An 18337-nucleotide genomic window follows, 5' to 3' on the forward strand; every position below is an offset into this window, starting at 1 on the left:
CCTCTTTTTCCTGGAAGGCGGCTTCTTCTGGCTGGCTACGGATCGTGCCGCTTTGGCCAGAGCCGACGCGGATCGATGCCGGCGGGAAACCGCATCAGCAGAAACATCGCAAAGCCCAGCATCGGCCAGTAAAACCACAGCCGCATAGGGCTGGTCACCAGATTGATGATCAGCAGGAAAACCGCGAGCACGCCGAGGCGCCAGGCATGCCGGCGCCATTTGACGAAGGCCGCCTCGGCCTCGTCGCCATCCGGCGCCATCCGTTCGGCTGCAGCCTCCGGCTGCCGGCGCGGCGGTGCGATGCCGGCGCTATCGGCGCCAAGCAGCACGCGATAAGCCTGCACCGGCTCGGCGATATTCTTGATCTCGCGGTCGCCAAGGAAATCGAAGCCGATATCGAGCTTCTTGCGCACCTGCTCGAACACCGCGCCCGAAATGCAGATGCCGCCGGGATCGGCCAGCGATTCCAGCCGCGCCGCGATGTTCACGCCTTCGCCATAGATGTCGCTGCCGTCCAGCATCACATCGCCAAGGTTGATGCCGATGCGGAACTGCATGGGCGGCAGGGTCGGTTCTTCCGCATTGCGCGTGGCCAGGCGACGTTGCGTTTCCACGGCGCAGAATACCGCCTCGACCGGCGAGCCGAATTCCGCGACCAGCCCGTCGCCCCAGGTGTTGATCAGGCGGCCGTGATGCCGGCCGATCAGGTCAGTCATGATCTCGCGATACTGCTTCAGGCGCGTGACGGTACCGACCTCGTCGCGCTCGACCAGCGCGCTGTAGCCCTGCACGTCGGCGCAGAAGACCGTGGTCAACTTGCGGCGGATACCTGCGGTCTGATCTGTCATGGCGGCATCCCTGGAACAACCGCTTCAGCCTATACGCAGCCCGCGGGGCAATAAAGCGTATTTCGCCCAATTCGTGACCGCCATACAGGCCGGCAGGCGCCTCGCGCGAATATGCCATATCCGCTTCGGTAACGGCCGAATCAGACCCGTTGCGCCTACCATCCCGGCGGGCATGCCGTTTACTATGCCCGCGCCGCTGACAGACCAAGGAGGCATTCGGCACCCCATGACCGAGCAGCAGCTTTCGCGTGGCGCCATAAAGCTCACCGCCTTCGACAACGCCGAGATGGACTTTCAACTGATGCGTTCGCTTGGCGCCGTGGCGTTCGGCGGCGGATCGGTGGGCGAGATCGCACGGGCGCGTAGCGTCATCCGGGATGGCGATCCGGCCAGTTGGGTAGCGGCCTTTCGGGCGCTGGCCGCCCGGGTCGAGGCGCCGAAAGCCGGCGGCGATGCCCTGCGCGGCGCGGCGGCCTTGCGGGCGAGCATGTACTGGCGCGCGGCGGAATATTACGCACGACCGGAGCAGGCAGCGGATCTGGGCCGCAGGTCGCGCATCGTATTCCAGGCGGCGATGGAACTGCTCGGCATCACCTGCGAAACCATCGTGGTGATGCTGAACGGTGAAAGCCTGACCGGCTATCTGCTGCCGCCCATGCCGGCAACAAAACAGCCCGCGCCGCTGATCGTGGCCTTGAGTGGCTTCGACGGCAGCACCGAGGAGCTCTATTTCGAGATCGGCGCCGCGGCACGGCAGCGTGGTTACGCCTGCCTGCTGATCGAGGGGCCAGGTCAGGCCGGCACGCGGCGGGAGAACCCGCATTCCATCTTCGCGCCCGATTACGCGCCAGTGGTGACGGCCTTCATCAACAGTTTGCGCGGCCGTAAGACGATCGACCTGGAACGCAGCGCGCTCTATGGCATCAGCTTCGGCGGCTATTTCGCCAGCCAGGCGATGGCGGCCGGTGTACCCTGCCAGGCCCTGATCGCCAACAGCCCGATCCTCGATTTGCAGGCCTATATGACGGCCTTCATCGGGTCGGAATTCTGCGCCGATCCACCGGACATCAAGGTGGATGACATCGACACGGTGCCCGACGAAGCCCTGCCGCCGCTGCTCAAACATGGCCTGCGCGCCTCCTGCCTGCGGTTTGGCACTGACAGCTTCGCCGGCTTCCTGCAGCGCTTAAGCGATTTCAGGGTACCACGGCCAGGCGACATCCGCTGTCCGGCGCTGGCGCTCTATGGCGAAGGCGAAGGTGCCGAAGTGGAATGCCAGGCGAAGGCTTTTGCCGCGCAGGTGAACGGGCCGGTCACGCTGCGACAATTCCGTGACGATGATGGCGCCGGCGATCACTGCCAGTTCGGCAATCTCGCGTTGTCGGCCGCCGTGGTGCTCGACTGGCTGGACGATTTGTGGGCTTGACCGCGCCGGAACGGAATCAGTCCACCACGCGCCAGCTGCCATCGGGCATCATGCAGGCGGTGCCGTAGCTGCGCTGCGGCGCGCCGCCGACCGTCACGCCGGCCTGGTATTCGCGGCAATACTGCCCGCTGGTCGTCTGGTAGACCGGCGAGGCCGGCACGGCGGAAATCTGCCCGCCATAGGGCGCGGGCGCGTAGATCACCGGCGGCGGTGGCGCGTAATAGGCCACCGGCGGCGGCGTCACCACCACAACGCGCGGGCGATAGGCCGGTGGACCCCAGTAAGAGCCGCGGTAATAGCTGTGAGGATGGTGGCGGTGATGATGGCCCGGCGGGCCGTACCACGGGCGCCCATGCCAGCCGCCGGTGGAATAGCTGAACGAAAAGCTGTCAGCTTTCGCCGCGGGCGTTGCAAGGGCAAATCCAGCAGCAACGGCCAGGGTGGCGGCGAGCGGGAACGGACGGATCATGGCACAGCCTCCTTGGACTGCTGTACGATCACGCTGAAGCCCGATCATGGCGGATTTGTGGTAAGCGAAAATCGCCATCAAAAAAAATGCCGCCGGCAGAAGCATTTCGGCCGGCGGCGCTGTTTGCAGGCGAAAAGGCGGAAATCCGCCTCAATACATGTGCTGGCCGCCATTGATGCTGAGCGTCGAGCCGGTCACGAAGCCGGCCTCGTCGGCGACCAGGAACTGCACGCCGCGGGCGATTTCCTCGGCGCGGCCGAGCCGGCCAACCGGAATCTTGGCAACGATCTTTTCCAGCACGTTGGCCGGCACGGCGGCGACCATGTCGGTGTCGATATAGCCCGGCGCGATGGCGTTCACGGTGATGCCGCGGGCGGCGCCTTCCTGCGCCAGCGCCTTGGTGAAGCCGTGGATGCCCGATTTCGCGGCAGCGTAATTCACCTGGCCATACTGGCCGGCCTGGCCGTTGATCGAGCCGATATTGACGATGCGGCCAAAACCGCGTTCGCGCATGCCGTCGATCACCGCGCGGCACATGTTGAAGCAGCCGCCCAGGTTGGTGTCGATCACCGCCTGCCACTGCTCATGGCTCATCCTGTGCAGGGTGCCATCGCGGGTGATGCCGGCATTGTTCACCACGATGTCGACTGGGCCGAGATCGCTTTCAACCTGCTTCACGCCGGCGACGCAACCTTCGAAGCTGGCGACATCCCATTTGTAGGTCCTGATGCCGGTCTCGGCCTCGAATGCCTTGGCCCGTTCGGCATTGCCGGCATAGTTGGCGGCAACCTTGTAGCCGCTCTGGTGCAGCAGCTTGGAAATCGCGGCGCCGATCCCTCGGGTGCCGCCGGTGACAATCGCTACGCGGGACATGGATACCTTCCTCCTGTTGAGCTTTTTTACGTTCCGCCGCTGCAGCCGGCTTTTATCGCGTCAGATGTGCGCCGTGCCGCATTGATATACAACAAAGGCCGGGATACCCCCTCCCGGCCTTTGGTCTAATGCGTCAGTCGCGCTGCACGCACATCGCGATGCCCATGCCGCCGCCGATGCACAACGTGGCGAGGCCCTTCTTGGCATCGCGACGCTGCATTTCATACAGCAGCGTCACCAGCACGCGGGCGCCCGAGGCGCCGATCGGATGGCCGATGGCGATCGCGCCGCCATTGACGTTCACCTTGTCGGTATCCCAGCCCATATCCTTGTTCACCGCGCAGGCCTGGGCGGCGAAGGCCTCGTTGGCCTCGACCAGATCAAGGTCGCCCGCCTTCCAGCCGGCCTTGGCCAATGCTGCGCGCGAGGCCGGGATCGGGCCGGTGCCCATGATCGAGGGGTCGACGCCCGACTGCGCCCACGAAACGATGCGGGCCAGCGGCTTCACGCCGCGCTTCTTGGCTTCCTCGGCGCTCATCAGCACCACGGCGGCGGCGCCATCGTTGATGCCCGAGGCGTTGCCGGCGGTGACCGAGCCGTCCTTGGCGAAAGCCGGGCGCAGGCCCTTCATGGCATCCAGCGTGGCGCCAGCGCGGATATATTCGTCCTGGTCGACGATGGTGTCGCCCTTGCGGCCCTTGATGGTGACCGGAACGATCTCGTCCTTGAACTTGCCGGCCTTCTGCGCGGCCTCGGCCTTGTTCTGGCTCTTCACCGCGAATTCATCCTGCTGGTCGCGGGTGATCTGGAACTGCCTGGCGACATTCTCTGCCGTGTTGCCCATGTGATAGCCGTTGAAGGCATCCCACAGGCCGTCGCGGATCATAGTGTCGATGAACCCAAGGTCGCCCATCTTGTGGCCGGCGCGCAGATAGGCGGCGTGCGGCGCCTGGCTCATGCTTTCCTGGCCACCGGCGACCACGATGCTGCTGTCGCCGTTCTTGATCGCCTGGAAACCAAGCGCCACGGCGCGCAGGCCGGAGCCGCAGAGCATGTTGACATTCCAGGCCGGCACTTCCACCGGCAAGCCGGCATTGATCGAAGCCTGGCGCGCCGGGTTCTGGCCCTGAGCAGCGGTGAGGACCTGGCCCATGATGACTTCGTTCACCTCATTCGGCTTGACGCCAGCGCGCTTGAGCACGCCATCGATGGCGACCTGGCCGAGATAATGCGCCGGCACCGTGCTGAGCGAACCATTGAACGAACCGACCGGGGTACGGGCGGCGGCGGCGATGACGATATCGGTCATTGGTGTTCCTCCACGTCCAGCTTGGGACATCACTGCGGGCGAGACTGCACGGCGATCATTGTAGGGCGCCGCCGCACGGGATGGATGACGATAGCGGGCTTTTCGCAGGTGCGGCAAGGCTTGCCGCGATGCAAAAGCGCGCCTCAGGCCCGCACTTTGGTCGCAGGCTTCCCGCCGGCTTTCCCCGGGGCACGGCGGCGACGCTGCGGCAGGCGGCTTTGTTCCGTATCCTGAGTGCGTTGGGCGGTCGCGGTCAGCCAGGCCGCCAGAGGCTGCCACAGCCCCACCTCGGCGCGCGGCCCCACCACCATGCCGATATGGCCGCTGGGGGCGTCGTGGCGGTCGGCCTGCGGCAATTGCGCCAATAAAACGGCAGCCCCTTCCTTGGGCACCAGCTTGTCGCGTTCAGGCAACACCACCAGGGCCGGCTTGTTCCAGTCCTGCGGCAATACGGCTTTGCCGGCGATCCGCCATTCCCCCCGCGGCGGCGTGTTCTCGCCATACCAGCCCAGCAGGCATTCGCGCGCCACCCGGCCAGCCAGCGGCACGCCGTCATTCAGCCAGTCCTCCATGGCGATGAAGCGGCGCTCGTTCTCGCCGCCTTCGGGCATGGCGCCGAACAGGGTGAATTTCTTCAGCGCGGTGAGCGGATCGAGCGCCCAGAAGAAGCCCTGCAGCACATCGACATCCAGCATCGGCGGCAGTGCGTCTGGATCGCTTGCGGGCGGCGGCACGATGGCCGGCGCCAGTGCCTGCACTAGGGCGGCATGATGGGCGCCGCCGGCATGGAAATCCCATGGCGTCGCCAGCAGGGCCAGGCCCGCGACATCGTCAGGCGATTGCAGGGCTGCGGCCAACGCCAGGTTGCCGCCCATGCAATAGCCCAGCAGAAGCGGCGGCCGGCCGCAGGCTTGCCGCACATGGCGCAGGGCTCGCACGATGCGCGCGATATAATCGGCCAGGTCGAAACGCTGTTCCGTCTCGCCCGGATCGCCCCAATCAAGCAGGAAGGGCCGCAGGCCCAGTTTGGGGAGCCAGCGCGCCAGGCTCTGGCCCTCGGCCAGGTCCAGCACATAGGCGCGGTTGACCAGCGATGGCACCAGCAGCACGGGGATGCCCGCTTCGGCATAAGCCAGCAGCCGGCTGCCGCCTTCGGCCCAGACAGCCGGCGGATCGGCCAGGTCGCGCTGCCAGGGATGGCTGCGGTAGCGCAGCATGGCGCCGGTCATTGCGGTGAGCCGCGCGATGCCGGCGCGCATCAGCGCGTCGGTAAAATCACTCGGATCGACGTTTGCGAGGGCGGGCAGCAGCGCGTCGAGGCGCGGCTGCAGCAGCGGATTCCAGAACGGCGAGGCGCGCCTCGCACTCGGCCAGGCGGCGAGCGAGCTCAGCAGGATCAGGTTGGCGGTCGCCAGATGCAGCGGCAGCGGCCGCGGTCCCAGCCGGTGAACCTGACGCGGATGGTTGTCCGGCATTTCCGCCTCCTTGCCCCTGCATCCCCATCCCTGCCTGACTTGCAGCTTGGGCGCCTTGCTGCCACAGGGTCAGCCAGGTTGCCGACAACTCAGCCAGTTTCGGGTCGGTGGCCAGCAAACCGGCCTGCTCCTGCCACAGATCGAGGAACTTCTGCGCCAGGAGCTGGGCATCGTTCGAACCGGGGGGCGCCTTGGGATCGTCCATGGCCGGAGACTACACCGAAGCGGCTGATTCCGGCCACCCTTTCGCAGCGCAACAAGAGACTTGCGCATGCATACAATACCGAGTGAAATGCCCGGCAACTGATGCGAGGGAGCGCGTAACCGTGGCCGAAACAGAGCAGACGACAGCGTCGCCAGTCGTGAAAATCAAAAAATACGCGAACCGGCGGCTGTACAATACGGCAACATCTTCCTACGTGACGCTCGAAAACCTGTGCCAGATGGTGAAGGACGGTCAGGATTTCGTCGTCGAGGACGCCAAGTCCGGCGAGGACATCACGCGCGGCGTGCTGACCCAAATCATCTTCGAGGAAGAATCCAAGGGCGGCCAGCAGCTGCTGCCGATCGGCTTCCTCCGTCGGCTGATCTCTTTCTACGGCGACAGCCTGCAGACCCTGGTGCCGAGCTACCTGGAAGTCTCGATGGCCTCGTTCCAGCGCAACCAGGAACAGATGCGCCAGTATATGGCGGAAGCCTTCGGCGAGATGTTTCCGTTCCGCAGTATCGAGGAAATGGGCCGCCAGAACATGGTGATGTTCCAGCGCGCCATGACCATGTTCAACCCCTTCACCTCCATGGCCGAGGGCGGCGTCGACAAACCGGCCGGCGACAAGGCCGGCAATGGCGAGAAGCCGGAAGTCGATACGCTCAAGAAGCAGATGGAAGAATTGCGCAAGCAGGTCGAGGCCCTTGCACGCAACAAGGGGTGAAAAGGCTCCGGCCCATCCACCTGTTCCGATGACGCCTGAAAAAACGCTGCGCCTGCGGCCTTCGATTTCCGTTGTCCTGACGCTCGGCGTCGGCTTGCTGATGCTGCTGGCGGCGGTTGCCTTCGGCATTGCCATGCTGAGCGGCCGCCTCAACACCGTCGACCTGCTGCGCGAACGCAATGAAACCATCGTCGCCCGCCTGGTGGAACGCACGCGGCTGCAGCTCGACCCGGCGATCCAGCATGTCGATGCCATGGCCAGGCGCATCGAGTCAGCGCAGATCGGCCTCAATGATGTCGGACGGCTGAGCGACTATATGGTGGCGGCACTGGACGGCCTGCCGCAGGTGGATGCGATCGGCCTGCTGCGCAACGATCTGGTCGCCACCCGTGCCGTGCGCCAGGCCGGCCGCATCGTCACCCTGCATGACAGCATCGCGGCCTACCCCGACACCGCGGCACGCAGCGAGGCGGTGCGGCGGCTGTTCCTGATGGCACGCGAGGTCGACAGGCGCGAGGCCCAATGGGGCGACCTGATCTGGAGCCCGGAAATCCGCCAGGCCATGATCAACGCCCATGTGCCGGTGACCATGGACGGCGCTTTCGCCGGCGAGGTTCTGGCCGTGCTGTCGCTCGGATCGCTGTCGCGCCTGATCGAAACCGACAGCATCGACGGCGAGGCCGTCAATTTCATCCTCTACGACGACGAACATGTGCTGGCCCATCCCACCCTGCTCAACCACGAATACCCGGTGTCGATGGAAAAGCCGCTGCCGACGCTGGCTGAAATCCACGATCCCGTGCTGCAGCAGATCTGGAATGGCCGCCTCGACGAGAGCCGCATGATCTTCAGGCTGGCCCGCGCCATGCTGGGCAACGACGGCGCCCACATCGTCGAGGCCGAAGGCCGGCAGTGGATCTTCGTGTATCGCCGCCTGGAGAATTACGGCGACAAACCCTGGATCGTCGGTCGCTACTTCTCCTTCGACCAGATCCAGACCGAAATCAGGCGCCTGCAGATCGCCTCGGCCGTCGGCCTGCTCAGCCTGATCCTGTCGCTGCTGGTGGCCTGGCGTCTTGCCATCCTGATCCGCCGGCCGCTGCGGGCGATCAGCGGCGCTGCCAACCGTCTGCGCAACCTGGATTTCGATGCGCCGCCGCTGGATCGCACCCGCCTGCGCGAACTGGACGACGCCGCCCAGGCGATCAATGCCGCCAACGCCGCCCTGCACTGGTTCGGCAATTACGTGCCACGCAAGCTGGTCAGCCGGCTGATCCGCGAGGGCGAAGACGCCATCAATACCAGCAAGCAGCGCGAGGTGACCGTGATGTTCACCGATCTAGTCGGCTTCACCGCCATGTCGGAACAGATGAGCGCCGAGCAGATCGCCACCCTGCTGAACGAGCATTTTGAACTTGTCACCGCCTGCATCGAGGCCGAGGGCGGCGTGGTCGACAAGTTCATCGGCGATGCCGTGATGGCCGTGTGGGGCGCAATCAAGCGCGACGACGATCATGCCGCCCGCGCCTGTCGGGCCGCCCAGGCGATCTGCAAGGAGATGACGGCCGACAATGCGCGCCGCCAGATGCTGGGCAGGCCGGCGCTGCGGCTGCGGCTGGGCCTGCATTCCGGACCAGTGGTGATCGGCAATATCGGCGCGCCGGGGCGCATCAACTACACCGTGGTCGGCGATACGGTGAACACCGCCCAGCGGCTGGAGCAGCTTGGCCACGACCATATGAACGAATCCGAGCAGTTCATCGCCCTGGCCAGCGCCGAAACCGTGGAGGCCGCGCGGCTCGATCCCGTGCCGCCGCTGGTGGGCCGCCTGACCGTGAAAGGCCGCCAGGCCCCCATCGACGTCTACCGGCTGGACCAGCCAGGCTGACCCCAGCCCCGGTTAGTCACAGCCAGCTGCGGTTCGGTTAACCCCCCGTTTACCGAATCCCTGTTTGAGTCCGGCCTCTGACACACGGGGTAACATGGTTGCAACCATCGGCAGCGCTTTAGCTCTCCAGCCTTCGGCTGGCGGAGTCGATTCGCTGGCCGAATCTCCGGCCCGCCGGTCCAGGAATGCCGGGAATTCCGGCTTTTATCCCGACAGCCAGACCGAGGCCGGCCATAGCGCGGCGCTGCAGAAAGCCCGCCCGGGCAACGGCGTGGCGGTCATGCAGCTGCTGCGGCGGCGCACGGATCGCGGCGAACCGGCCGACCAGAGTATCGAAATCCCGCCCCATCTTGAGCGCCGGCGCGCCTGGCGCGAGGCTTTCGGGCTGAATACCTACCATGCCCAGCAGCTGGCCCAGACCAGCGACGAAGCCGAAGCCGGCGCGGCACGCGACGCCCGCGGCAGCGCGCTGCAAGCCTACCGAGGCCTGAGCCGGCGCGGCCGGCTGGACCTCGACCTTGCGCAGCTGGTGAGCGTGACCGTATAAACGACCCTTCCCCAGTTTCTTCAGTCGGTCGTTTTCCCATGAAATCTGAACCCGTTGATCTGTTGGTCATCGGCGGCGGCGTGAACGGCACGGGCATTGCCCGCGATGCCGCCGGACGCGGCCTGTCCGTGCTGCTGGCCGAACGCGGCGACCTCGCCGGCGCCACCTCGTCCGCCGCCACCAAGCTGATCCATGGCGGCCTGCGCTATCTGGAGCATTACGAGTTCCGCCTGGTGCGCGAGGCCCTGGGCGAACGCGAAGTGCTGATGAAGATGGCGCCGCATATCATCTGGCCATTGCGCTTTGTGCTGCCGCATCATCCCGGCCTGCGCCCGGCCTGGATGATTCGCATCGGCCTGTTCCTCTACGACCATCTGGCTGGCCGCCAGACCCTGCCCGGCTCAGTCGGCGTGGACCTCAGCAAATCCGATCTGCGCGGCAAGCCGCTGAAGGACGAATTCAAACGCGGCTTCGAATATTCCGACTGCTGGGTAGACGATTCCCGCCTCGTGGTGCTGAACGCCATGGATGCGCGCCGCATGGGCGCGCAGATCTTCACCCGCACGGCCGTGACGGCGGCGAAACGCGACGGCGCGTTGTGGCATGTCACGCTCACCGACCAGTATAGCGGCGCCAGCCGCGAGGTGGCTGCGCGCGGCATCGTCAATGCCGGCGGTCCCTGGGTGCGCGAAACCCTGACCGGCGCTTTCAGCCAGACGCCGAAGAACGGTGTGCGCCTGATCAAGGGTAGCCACATCGTCACGAAGAAACTGTTCGACGGCGACCATTGCTACATCTTCCAGAATGCCGACAACCGCATCATCTTCGCGATCCCCTACGAGCGCGACTTCACCCTGATCGGCACCACCGACATCCAGCTCGACAAGCTGGATGGTCCGCCGCAGATCAGCCCCGAGGAAACCAACTATCTGCTGGGCGCGGCCAGCGAGTATTTCAAACAGCCGGTGACGCGCGAGCAGATCGTATGGGCCTATGCCGGCGTGCGCCCGCTCTATGACGACGGCGACAGCGATCCTTCCGCCATCACCCGCGACTATGTGCTGGACCTCGATCCGGGCAAGCCAATGCTGCTCTCCATCTATGGCGGCAAGCTGACCACCTACCGCCGCCTGTCGGAACAGGCGATGCAGAAGATCGCGCCCTTCTACCCGCAGCTCGGCCCCTCGTGGTCGGGCAGCAAGCCGCTGCCAGGGGGCGATATCGGCGCCGCCTCGTTCGACGATTTCGTCGCCGGCCTGCGGCGCGACTATCCGAACCTGGATGCCGCCTGGCTGACTCGCATCGCGCATCGCCATGGCAGCGCCCTGCGCGCCATCCTGAACGATACGAAAACCATGGCCGATCTGGGCGAGTCCTTCGGCGGCGGGCTCTATGCGCGCGAGGTGGATTACCTGATGCGTCATGAATGGGCCCGCGAGGCAGATGATGTGCTGTGGCGCCGTACCAAATGCGGCCTCTGGGCCAGCGCCACCGAGCGTGAGCGGCTGGCCCAGTGGATGGCGAAACACAGGCCGAACGTGGACCGGCCATGACGATCGCCCCCGCGCGGATCGCGGTCGTCGGCGCCGGTGCCATCGGCGGCTATCTGGGCGGCATGCTGGCCCGCGCCGGCCATGACGTGACCCTGATCGCGCGCGGCGCCCATCGCGATGCGATCCGCGCCCATGGCCTGCGCATCGACAGCAAGGGCGGGAGCTTCACCGTGCACCCGGCCTGCACCGACGATCCGGCCGAGGCCGGGCCGCAGGATTACGTGGTCCTCAGCCTGAAGGCGCCGGCCGTGCCGGCCATGGCCGAACGCATGCTGCCGCTGTTCGGACCTGAGACGGCTTTGCTCACCGCCATGAACGGCGTGCCCTACTGGTATTTCCACAAACAGGGTGGCCCGCTGGACGGCACGCAGCTTGAGTCCGTCGATCCCGGCGCCAGGCAGTGGGGTCTGATCGGGCCGCAGCGCGCCATCGGCAGCGTGGTCTGGCTGGCCGGCGCAGTGGCCGCGCCGGGCGTGATCCATCACACCAACGGCAATGGCCTGCCGCTGGGCGAGCCGGATGGCAGCCGCTCTGCCCGCGTGCTGCGCCTGAGTGAAATCCTCATCGCGGCCGGTATCGCCGCGCCGGTGCATGACAATATCCGCCAGGAAATCTGGACCAAGCTGTGGGGCAACCTGTCCTACAATCCGGTCAGCGTGCTGACCCATGGCACGCTGGAAGGCCTGTCGCGCGACCCGGATGCCCGGCTTGTGATCGGCGCGATGATGGAAGAATCGCGCCGCGTCGGCCAGGCTTTGGGGATCGACTTCCCGCTCACCATCGAGCAGCGCATGGCCGCCGCCGAGAAGGTCGGCCCGCACAAGACCTCGATGCTGCAGGACCTGGAAGCCGAACGACCGATGGAAATCGGCGCCCTGATCGGCGTGGTGGCGGAACTGGCGCGCAAGCTGCAGATCGCCACGCCTACCATCGATACCGTGCTGGCCCTGCTGAAGGTGCGGGCACGGGTCGCTGGCACCTATGGAGAGAATTGATGGGCAGTTTCGACTGGCGGCGCCTGAGCGAAGACGAACTGGAAGCGCAGTATAATCCCCGCCGCGCGGTGCCGGATTTCGAGCAGCATTTCAACGCCTATGTCGAACGCTCGGCGGCAGCGCGCGCGGCGCTTGGCGGCGAGTTTGATCTGCGCTACGGCCCCGGCCCGCTGCAGACCTACGACCTGCACCGCCCGAAGCAGGCCAAAGCCGGCGCGCCGCTGGTGGTGCTGATCCATGGCGGCTACTGGCGCGGGCTGGACAAGAACACCATGAGCTTCGCTGCCGTGCCCTTCGTCGAGGCCGGTGGCGTGGTCGTCAATCTCAATTACGATCTCTGCCCGAAGGTCACGCTGGATGCCATCGTGCGCGAGATGCAGGACGCCCTGGCGCATGTGGCCGGCAAGGCCGCCGACTGGGGTGCCGATGCGGCGAAGATCCATGTGATTGGCCATTCCGCCGGTGCGCACCTGGCCGCCATGCTGGCCACCGCGCCATGGCCGGCCGACCTGCCAGCCAGGCCGGCGATCGCCTCGCTCGGGCTGGTCAGCGGCGTGTACGAGCTGGAGCCGGTGCTGCATGTCAGCGTGAATGCCGAAATCCGGCTGGATGATGCGATGGCCCGGCGCAACAGCGTGATGCGCTTCGCGCCCAAACTCACCTGCCCGGTCCTGATCGCGGTCGGCGATGCCGAGCCGCCGGGCTGGCAGGCGCAGAGCGTGGATTTCCACCAGGCCTGCCGCGATGCCGGCACGCCGGCACATCTGCTGCGCCTGAACGGCGCCAATCATTTCACCATCAAGTTCGCCCAGGCCGATCCGACCGGCCCGCTGGGCATCGCCCTGCTGCGCCAGGCCGGCCTGCGCGCTTAGCGCGCGAAGATCAACCCGGGCGCTTAGCGCGCGAAGATCAACCCGGGCTAAACGTCAGCGCGTCAGGTTCTCGTAAACGGCGCGCGCCACCGGCAGCAAGGCCTCGCGCCCGGTCTCGCCGGTCAGCGCATAGCCGAAGCCGCCATCGACCCAGTAGAAGGCCGCAGCCGGCCCGTCGCTGGAAAACCGGAACGCCGTGTCGCTGCCCGCCTCGCCGCTGCGCACATAGAGCGTCAGCCGCTGACCCTGGCGGTTTTCATACATGAACTGCGCGGCGGCATGGTTGCCGCTGGAGGCCGGCAGCAATCGCCCGCCCACCAATGCGTAACCCTGCGCCGTCAGCGACGGCACGCTGAGCGCGGTACCAAGCCGCTTGGACAGCCAGTTGACCAGATGCTGTTCTTCCTGCGCGGTCACTTCCACCGGATGCAGCACCTCGCGGCTGTAAACCAGATGCGCGCGCGTGGCTTCCTGCGGCAGGGCCGCCACCTGCGGCGACGGCATGACATAACCGCGGCCCCACCAGCCGGCGGCAGCGCCCAGCACGGCAATACACAGCACCGCCGCGATGCGCAGACTTTGGCGCAGGATGATCTCGCCGCGCTTGGGCCGCGTGAACAAAGCCGCCATCGCCGCCGGCACCGGTTCGTCCAGTCCCGCCGCGAAATGCTGCCGCAAGGCCTCCGCCTGATCCTGCCAGGCGGCAACCTTCGCGGCCGCGCCGGAATCTTTCAGCAGATACGCCTCCACGCGCAGGCGATCGTCGGCCGGCAGCCGGTCATCGGCATAGGCCTGCAATTCGGCATCGGTCACCGTATTCGCCGGATCGCTGGTCATTTCACCCTCCTCAGATGCGGCCGGGCATCATCGCCGACATGCGGCGGTTCACCATCGGTCAGGCGCCGCAGCTTCTCGCGCGCCCTTAAAAGTCGCGACATCACCGTACCCAGCGGCACGTCCTGCACGCGCGCCGCCTCCTCGTAACTCAGGCCTTCGATCACCACCAGCAGCAGCAGGCTGCGCTGCTCTTCCGGTAACAGGCCGAGGGCGACATCCAGATCGCGCAGTTCCAGCCTTTCCCACTGGCCACCGCTGGCCGAAGGCTCCTCGGCGATTTCGTCCAACGGGTGGCTGTCGGGCCTGCCGCCCTCGCGGGCCCGGCGGCTGCGCCAGACATTATGCAGGATCGTGAACAGCCAGGGGCGCAGGCTGGCCTCGTTGCGCCGCGTGGCCCAGGCGGCCAGCGCGCGCTCCAGACAATCCTGCACCACGTCATCGGCCAGCGCGCGATCACGCGTCAGCGCCAGCGCAAAGCGCCGCAGCCGCGGAATCTCGGCCTCGATCGGATGCGGCTGGCGCAGGCGGAACAGCATGGTGGATGAAACAGAAGGTAAGCCGGGCGGCGTGACGGACAATCCTGCCGCCCAGCTTACCCTTCCCCTTACGGCTTGGCGACGTGCCAGGCGCCATTAAGGAAACCGTCTCCGGTGGTGTCGCCCGGCTTGGTGTCCTTCACCCAGGCATAGAGCGGCTTGCCCTTGTAGGCCCATTGCTTCGAGCCATCGTCGCGGGTGATCACGCTCCAGTCGCCGCTGGCCTTGGCGTCGGACGTCGCCATCAGCGGCGGCCAGTTCTGGGCGCAGGGGCCGTTGCAGGCGGATTTGCCTGGCGTGGCATCCTTGTCGAAAGTGTACAGCGTCATGCCCTTGGCATCGACCAGCACATTGCCGAGCGCGGTGCTGCCAGTCTTGGCCGGGACCGTGGCGGCGGTGGCACAGGCGGCCAGGCCGAGCACCAGGCTGCCGACCAGCATGAGATTACGGATAGTCATCGGGCTTCCCCTTTGCAGACATGCGGGCAGCCGCCCTCCGGCTGTCCCTGAAGGTGAGACAACCGGGCGGGCGCTTTATTCCCTCAGTCGGTGAAAAAATCCGCCCTTGCCGGACTGGGGCGCCGGACCTACCATTTTACCTATGCGGTTCCTGGCGATCCTCGCCCTGCCCCTCCTCGTGCTGCTGGCTTTGCCCGGCCTGGCCCAGACGGACTCTGCCTCGGCGCCCAGGACGCCGGCCACCCTCGACGAGTTGTTCGACAAGCTGCAGGAAACCAGCAATCCGATCGAGGCCAGGCAGCTTGAGCGGAAAATCTGGGAGACCTGGGGCAAATCGGAATCCGATACCCTGGAAGCCCTGATGCAGGGCGGCATCGCCGTGATGGAAAAAGGCGACTACAAACGGGCGCAGGACATCTTCAGCACCATGATCGAGCTGAAACCCGATTTCGCCGAAGCCTATAACAAGCGCGCCACCGTGCGCTTCCTGGCCGGCGATTATGCCGGTTCGGTCGCTGATATCGAACGCACGCTCAAACTGGAGCCACGCCATTTCGGTGCGCTGTCGGGTCTTGGCGCGATCATGGAGCGGCTCGACAACCTGCCCGAGGCTTTGCGCGCCTATCGCCGCGCGCTGGCTGCCAATCCGCATCTGGCCGACGGGCCGGAAAAACTGAAAGAGCTGCGCCGGCGCATCGACGCCAAGACGCTGTGATCTTTATTTCTGGAAGATGAAATAGACAGCGCCGACCAGGCAGCCGAACGCAGCCAGGTAATTCCAGCGCAGGCCCTCGCCCAGGTAAAACACGGCAAACAGCGCAAAGACGCTGAGCGTGATCACCTCCTGCACGATCTTGAGCTGGGCGGCATTGAAGGTGCCGCTGGCATAGCCGATCCGGTTCGCCGGCACCGCCAGACAGTATTCGAAGAAGGCGATGCCCCAGGAGATCAGCACCACCTTCCACAGGGGCTGGCCCGGGAATTTCAGGTGCCAGTACCAGGCGAAAGTCATCATCACGTTGGATGCGCAGAGCAGCAGGATGGTGGTCATGGCGCCTCTGGCGGGCTGGGAAGGTGGCGATGGTCCTGCTCTACGATACCGCCTCGACGCGGGCAATGCGCAGCACGTTGGTATTGCCCGGCGTGCCGAAGGGAACCCCGGCGGTAACCACCAGCATGTCGCCGGGTTTTGCCAGCTCGGAATTGCGCGCCAGCACGATGGCCTTGGCCACCATGTCGGAGAAATTCACCGCATCCGGCGCCACCACCGGGTTGACGCCCCAGGCGATGCTGAGCCGCCGCGCGGTCTCGATCAGCGGGGTGAGGCACAGGATCGGCGATTTCGGCCGTTCGCGCGCCGCCCGCAACGCCGTGGAGCCTGACATGGTGTAGGTGACGATGGCCGCCGCGCGGATGGTTTCCGCCACCTGGCGGGCGGCCGCCGTGATCGCGTCCGACACTGTGCTTTCCGGGCTGTTATGCTCGGCATCCATGATGCCACGATAGAGCGGATCGCGTTCGATTTCCTCGGCGATGGCGTTCATGGTGCGCACCGCTTCCACCGGATAATCGCCGGAAGCGGTTTCGGCCGAGAGCATCACCGCATCGGCGCCATCGTAAACGGCCGTGGCGACGTCGGAGACCTCGGCGCGCGTCGGCACCGGCGCTTTCACCATGGAATCGAGCATCTGCGTGGCGACCACGACGGGTTTGCCGGCGCGGCGGGCGGCGCGCACGATGCGTTTCTGCACGCCAGGCACCGCCTGCAGCGGCATTTCCACGCCCAGATCGCCGCGCGCCACCATGAGCGCGTCCGACAGCGCAACGATTTCTTCCAGCTCATCCACGGCGGAGGGTTTTTCGATCTTGGCCAGCAAAGCCGCGCGGCCCTGGATCAGGCCGCGGGCCTCGCGCAGGTCGTCGGGCCGCTGCACGAAGCTCAAGCCGATCCAATCCACGCCATGGGCGAGCGCAAAAGCGAGGTCGCCGCGGTCTTTCGGCGTCAGCGCCGACAAGGGCACGACGGTATCGGGCAGGTTGAGCCCCTTGCGGTCGGACAGCCGGCCGCCGACCACCACTTCGGTCATCGCCCAGCCGGAATGGGCCTCGGTGACGCGCAGGCGGAGCTTGCCGTCATCCAGCAGCAGGTCGGTGCCCGGTTTCAGGCTGGCCAGCACTTCCGGATGCGGCAGGGCCACGCCGCTGGCATCGCCGGGCGTGCCCTCGATGTCGAGGCGGAAATTCTGCCCGGCGACCAGGTCCACCGCGCCGTCGCGGAAGCTGCCGATGCGCAGTTTCGGCCCCTGCAGGTCGGCCAGCAGGCCGATCGGCCGGCCGGTTTCGCGTTCCAGGGCGCGCACGATGTGGATGCGGGCCAGGTGGTCGTCGTGGCTGCCATGGCTGAAATTGAGGCGGAACACGTCGGCGCCGGCCTCGAACAGGGCGCGGATACGGTCGGCCGCGGCGGTGGCGGGGCCAAGCGTGGCGACGATCTTGACGTTGCGTTCCCGATGCATACTCCCCCCTAGGCCTGCGCGCCATCCTAGCCGGGCGGCGGGGGCGTCTGCGACGAAAATATTAGAGATCAAGCGGTTGCGTTTTCTGCTGCATTTGCGAAAAAGACGCCGCCTCCCTTCCCCATCGAGTCCAAAGGACCAGACATGGATATCGCCCGCATCGGCGTGGGTAAGAACCCGCCTTATGACATCAACGCCGTGATCGAGATCCCGGCCGGCGGCGTGCCGGTGAAATACGAGCTGGACAAGGATTCCGGCGCCCTGTTCGTCGACCGCTTCCTGCACACCGCCATGTTCTACCCGGCCAATTACGGCTTCATCCCGCATACCCTGGGCGGCGACGGCGATCCCTGCGACATCCTGGTGGTGAGCCATGTGCCGGTGGTGGCCGGCGCGGTGATCCGCTCGCGCCCGATCGGCGCGCTGAAGATGGAAGACGAAGCCGGCGGCGACGAGAAGATCATCGCCGTGCCGGTCGACAAGCTGCATCCTTTCTACACCAACGTGGCGACCTACTCGGACCTGCCGGCCAGCCTGCTGGAGCAGATCGAGCATTTCTTCGTCCACTACAAGGACCTGGAAAAGGGCAAGTTCGTGAAGTCGGCCGGCTGGGTCGGCCCCGACGAGGCGGCCAGGATGATCACCGACGGCATCGTGCGCGCTGCCGGAATCAAGTAACCGCCAAGTCAATCAAGAGTACGACCGCATGCAGCGCCGGCCGCCGGAGAGGTAATCTCCGGGCCGGCGCTTTTCTTTTGCCCGGTTTGATGTAGCGCAAGGAGCCCGTAAGCCGGCGGGCCTAG

Annotated in this window: 19 protein-coding genes; 9 read left to right on the plus strand and 10 right to left on the minus strand. The window is 66.0% G+C overall.

From position 1 onward, the window contains the following. Positions 1-35: 35 nt before the first annotated feature. On the minus strand, positions 36-848 hold the full coding sequence (locus Q1J79_RS08795; protein WP_300299321.1) for an adenylate/guanylate cyclase domain-containing protein: 813 nt from the start codon (positions 846-848) through the stop codon (positions 36-38). Positions 849-1074: 226 nt separating this feature from the next. Between Q1J79_RS08795 and Q1J79_RS08800 the strand changes: the two genes are divergently transcribed. Then, a complete protein-coding gene (locus Q1J79_RS08800) occupies positions 1075-2274 on the plus strand; it encodes a prolyl oligopeptidase family serine peptidase (RefSeq protein WP_300299324.1) in 1200 nt (399 codons plus the stop codon). A gap of 16 nt (positions 2275-2290) precedes the next feature. Here Q1J79_RS08800 and Q1J79_RS08805 read toward each other — a convergent pair whose 3' ends face one another. From Q1J79_RS08805 to Q1J79_RS08820, 4 genes are all read right to left on the minus strand, one after another. After that, a complete protein-coding gene (locus Q1J79_RS08805) occupies positions 2291-2743 on the minus strand; it encodes a hypothetical protein (RefSeq protein WP_300299326.1) in 453 nt (150 codons plus the stop codon). A 150-nt stretch (positions 2744-2893) separates the two neighbouring features. Beyond that, positions 2894-3616, minus strand: a complete 723-nt coding sequence (gene phbB, locus Q1J79_RS08810) for an acetoacetyl-CoA reductase (RefSeq protein WP_300299328.1) — start codon at positions 3614-3616, stop codon at positions 2894-2896. Positions 3617-3749: 133 nt separating this feature from the next. Next, entirely contained in the window at positions 3750-4925 is a 1176-nt protein-coding gene (locus Q1J79_RS08815; protein ID WP_300299330.1) for an acetyl-CoA C-acetyltransferase, read from the minus strand. Between the two features lie 143 nt (positions 4926-5068). Then, positions 5069-6400, minus strand: coding sequence for an alpha/beta fold hydrolase (locus Q1J79_RS08820; RefSeq protein WP_300299331.1), 1332 nt, complete (start codon positions 6398-6400; stop codon positions 5069-5071). Positions 6401-6726: 326 nt separating this feature from the next. Between Q1J79_RS08820 and phaR the strand changes: the two genes are divergently transcribed. The 6 genes from phaR to Q1J79_RS08850 all read left to right on the plus strand — a co-directional run bounded on the left by phaR (position 6727) and on the right by Q1J79_RS08850 (position 13187). Continuing rightward, complete coding sequence (phaR, locus tag Q1J79_RS08825) at positions 6727-7332, plus strand: polyhydroxyalkanoate synthesis repressor PhaR (protein ID WP_300299408.1); 606 nt, start codon at positions 6727-6729, stop codon at positions 7330-7332. A 28-nt stretch (positions 7333-7360) separates the two neighbouring features. Continuing rightward, entirely contained in the window at positions 7361-9220 is a 1860-nt protein-coding gene (locus Q1J79_RS08830) for an adenylate/guanylate cyclase domain-containing protein (protein ID WP_300299333.1), read from the plus strand. A 94-nt stretch (positions 9221-9314) separates the two neighbouring features. After that, positions 9315-9767 (plus strand): hypothetical protein, encoded by a 453-nt coding sequence (locus Q1J79_RS08835; protein ID WP_300299335.1) that lies wholly within the window; start codon positions 9315-9317, stop codon positions 9765-9767. A 38-nt stretch (positions 9768-9805) separates the two neighbouring features. Further along, the gene (glpD, locus tag Q1J79_RS08840; RefSeq protein ID WP_300299337.1) at positions 9806-11320 is read left to right on the plus strand and encodes a glycerol-3-phosphate dehydrogenase; all 1515 of its coding nucleotides are present in this window, start codon (positions 9806-9808) and stop codon (positions 11318-11320) included. Beyond that, positions 11317-12315 (plus strand): 2-dehydropantoate 2-reductase, encoded by a 999-nt coding sequence (locus Q1J79_RS08845; protein ID WP_300299339.1) that lies wholly within the window; start codon positions 11317-11319, stop codon positions 12313-12315. The genes glpD and Q1J79_RS08845 overlap by 4 nt, the downstream gene beginning before the upstream one ends. After that, entirely contained in the window at positions 12315-13187 is an 873-nt protein-coding gene (locus Q1J79_RS08850; protein WP_300299341.1) for an alpha/beta hydrolase, read from the plus strand. The genes Q1J79_RS08845 and Q1J79_RS08850 overlap by 1 nt, the downstream gene beginning before the upstream one ends. Positions 13188-13241: 54 nt before the next feature. Here the strand turns inward: Q1J79_RS08850 and Q1J79_RS08855 are convergent, their stop codons facing one another. From Q1J79_RS08855 to Q1J79_RS08865, 3 genes are all read right to left on the minus strand, one after another. Then, positions 13242-14024: an anti-sigma factor gene (locus Q1J79_RS08855; RefSeq protein ID WP_300299343.1), complete on the minus strand. Its 783-nt coding sequence runs from the start codon at positions 14022-14024 to the stop codon at positions 13242-13244. Further along, entirely contained in the window at positions 14021-14560 is a 540-nt protein-coding gene (locus Q1J79_RS08860; RefSeq protein ID WP_300299345.1) for a sigma-70 family RNA polymerase sigma factor, read from the minus strand. Before Q1J79_RS08860 ends, Q1J79_RS08855 begins: the two co-directional genes overlap by 4 nt. Positions 14561-14628: 68 nt before the next feature. Continuing rightward, a complete protein-coding gene (locus tag Q1J79_RS08865; RefSeq protein WP_300299347.1) occupies positions 14629-15018 on the minus strand; it encodes a hypothetical protein in 390 nt (129 codons plus the stop codon). Positions 15019-15160: 142 nt separating this feature from the next. Here Q1J79_RS08865 and Q1J79_RS08870 point away from each other — a divergent pair, with 142 nt between their 5' ends. After that, a complete protein-coding gene (locus tag Q1J79_RS08870; RefSeq protein WP_300299349.1) occupies positions 15161-15733 on the plus strand; it encodes a tetratricopeptide repeat protein in 573 nt (190 codons plus the stop codon). Between the two features lie 3 nt (positions 15734-15736). Here the strand turns inward: Q1J79_RS08870 and Q1J79_RS08875 are convergent, their stop codons facing one another. Then, positions 15737-16069, minus strand: a complete 333-nt coding sequence (locus Q1J79_RS08875; RefSeq protein WP_300299351.1) for a DMT family protein — start codon at positions 16067-16069, stop codon at positions 15737-15739. 40 nt (positions 16070-16109) lie between these two features. Continuing rightward, the gene (gene pyk / locus Q1J79_RS08880) at positions 16110-17534 is read right to left on the minus strand and encodes a pyruvate kinase (RefSeq protein WP_300299353.1); all 1425 of its coding nucleotides are present in this window, start codon (positions 17532-17534) and stop codon (positions 16110-16112) included. 144 nt (positions 17535-17678) lie between these two features. Here pyk and ppa point away from each other — a divergent pair, with 144 nt between their 5' ends. Next, entirely contained in the window at positions 17679-18212 is a 534-nt protein-coding gene (ppa, locus tag Q1J79_RS08885) for an inorganic diphosphatase (RefSeq protein ID WP_300299355.1), read from the plus strand. The last annotated feature ends 125 nt before the right edge of the window (positions 18213-18337 follow it).

It is taken from the genome of Ferrovibrio sp. (assembly GCF_029255545.1).
Lineage (GTDB): Bacteria > Pseudomonadota > Alphaproteobacteria > Ferrovibrionales > Ferrovibrionaceae > Ferrovibrio.

Excerpts from the sequence above, each read along its gene's own strand:
- Q1J79_RS08860 (WP_300299345.1), bottom strand. The coding sequence starts at position 14,560 with ATGCTGTTCCGCCTGCGCCAGCCGCATCCGATCGAGGCCGAGATTCCG.
- Q1J79_RS08805 (WP_300299326.1), bottom strand. The coding sequence starts at position 2,743 with ATGATCCGTCCGTTCCCGCTCGCCGCCACCCTGGCCGTTGCTGCTGGA.
- Q1J79_RS08855 (WP_300299343.1), bottom strand. The coding sequence starts at position 14,024 with ATGACCAGCGATCCGGCGAATACGGTGACCGATGCCGAATTGCAGGCC.
- pyk (WP_300299353.1), bottom strand. The coding sequence starts at position 17,534 with ATGCATCGGGAACGCAACGTCAAGATCGTCGCCACGCTTGGCCCCGCC.
- phbB (WP_300299328.1), bottom strand. The coding sequence starts at position 3,616 with ATGTCCCGCGTAGCGATTGTCACCGGCGGCACCCGAGGGATCGGCGCC.
- Q1J79_RS08800 (WP_300299324.1), top strand. The coding sequence starts at position 1,075 with ATGACCGAGCAGCAGCTTTCGCGTGGCGCCATAAAGCTCACCGCCTTC.
- Q1J79_RS08875 (WP_300299351.1), bottom strand. The coding sequence starts at position 16,069 with ATGACCACCATCCTGCTGCTCTGCGCATCCAACGTGATGATGACTTTC.
- Q1J79_RS08870 (WP_300299349.1), top strand. The coding sequence starts at position 15,161 with ATGCGGTTCCTGGCGATCCTCGCCCTGCCCCTCCTCGTGCTGCTGGCT.
- Q1J79_RS08850 (WP_300299341.1), top strand. The coding sequence starts at position 12,315 with ATGGGCAGTTTCGACTGGCGGCGCCTGAGCGAAGACGAACTGGAAGCG.
- ppa (WP_300299355.1), top strand. The coding sequence starts at position 17,679 with ATGGATATCGCCCGCATCGGCGTGGGTAAGAACCCGCCTTATGACATC.
- Q1J79_RS08820 (WP_300299331.1), bottom strand. The coding sequence starts at position 6,400 with ATGCCGGACAACCATCCGCGTCAGGTTCACCGGCTGGGACCGCGGCCG.
- Q1J79_RS08835 (WP_300299335.1), top strand. The coding sequence starts at position 9,315 with ATGGTTGCAACCATCGGCAGCGCTTTAGCTCTCCAGCCTTCGGCTGGC.
- Q1J79_RS08845 (WP_300299339.1), top strand. The coding sequence starts at position 11,317 with ATGACGATCGCCCCCGCGCGGATCGCGGTCGTCGGCGCCGGTGCCATC.
- Q1J79_RS08830 (WP_300299333.1), top strand. The coding sequence starts at position 7,361 with ATGACGCCTGAAAAAACGCTGCGCCTGCGGCCTTCGATTTCCGTTGTC.
- Q1J79_RS08865 (WP_300299347.1), bottom strand. The coding sequence starts at position 15,018 with ATGACTATCCGTAATCTCATGCTGGTCGGCAGCCTGGTGCTCGGCCTG.
- Q1J79_RS08795 (WP_300299321.1), bottom strand. The coding sequence starts at position 848 with ATGACAGATCAGACCGCAGGTATCCGCCGCAAGTTGACCACGGTCTTC.
- glpD (WP_300299337.1), top strand. The coding sequence starts at position 9,806 with ATGAAATCTGAACCCGTTGATCTGTTGGTCATCGGCGGCGGCGTGAAC.
- Q1J79_RS08815 (WP_300299330.1), bottom strand. The coding sequence starts at position 4,925 with ATGACCGATATCGTCATCGCCGCCGCCGCCCGTACCCCGGTCGGTTCG.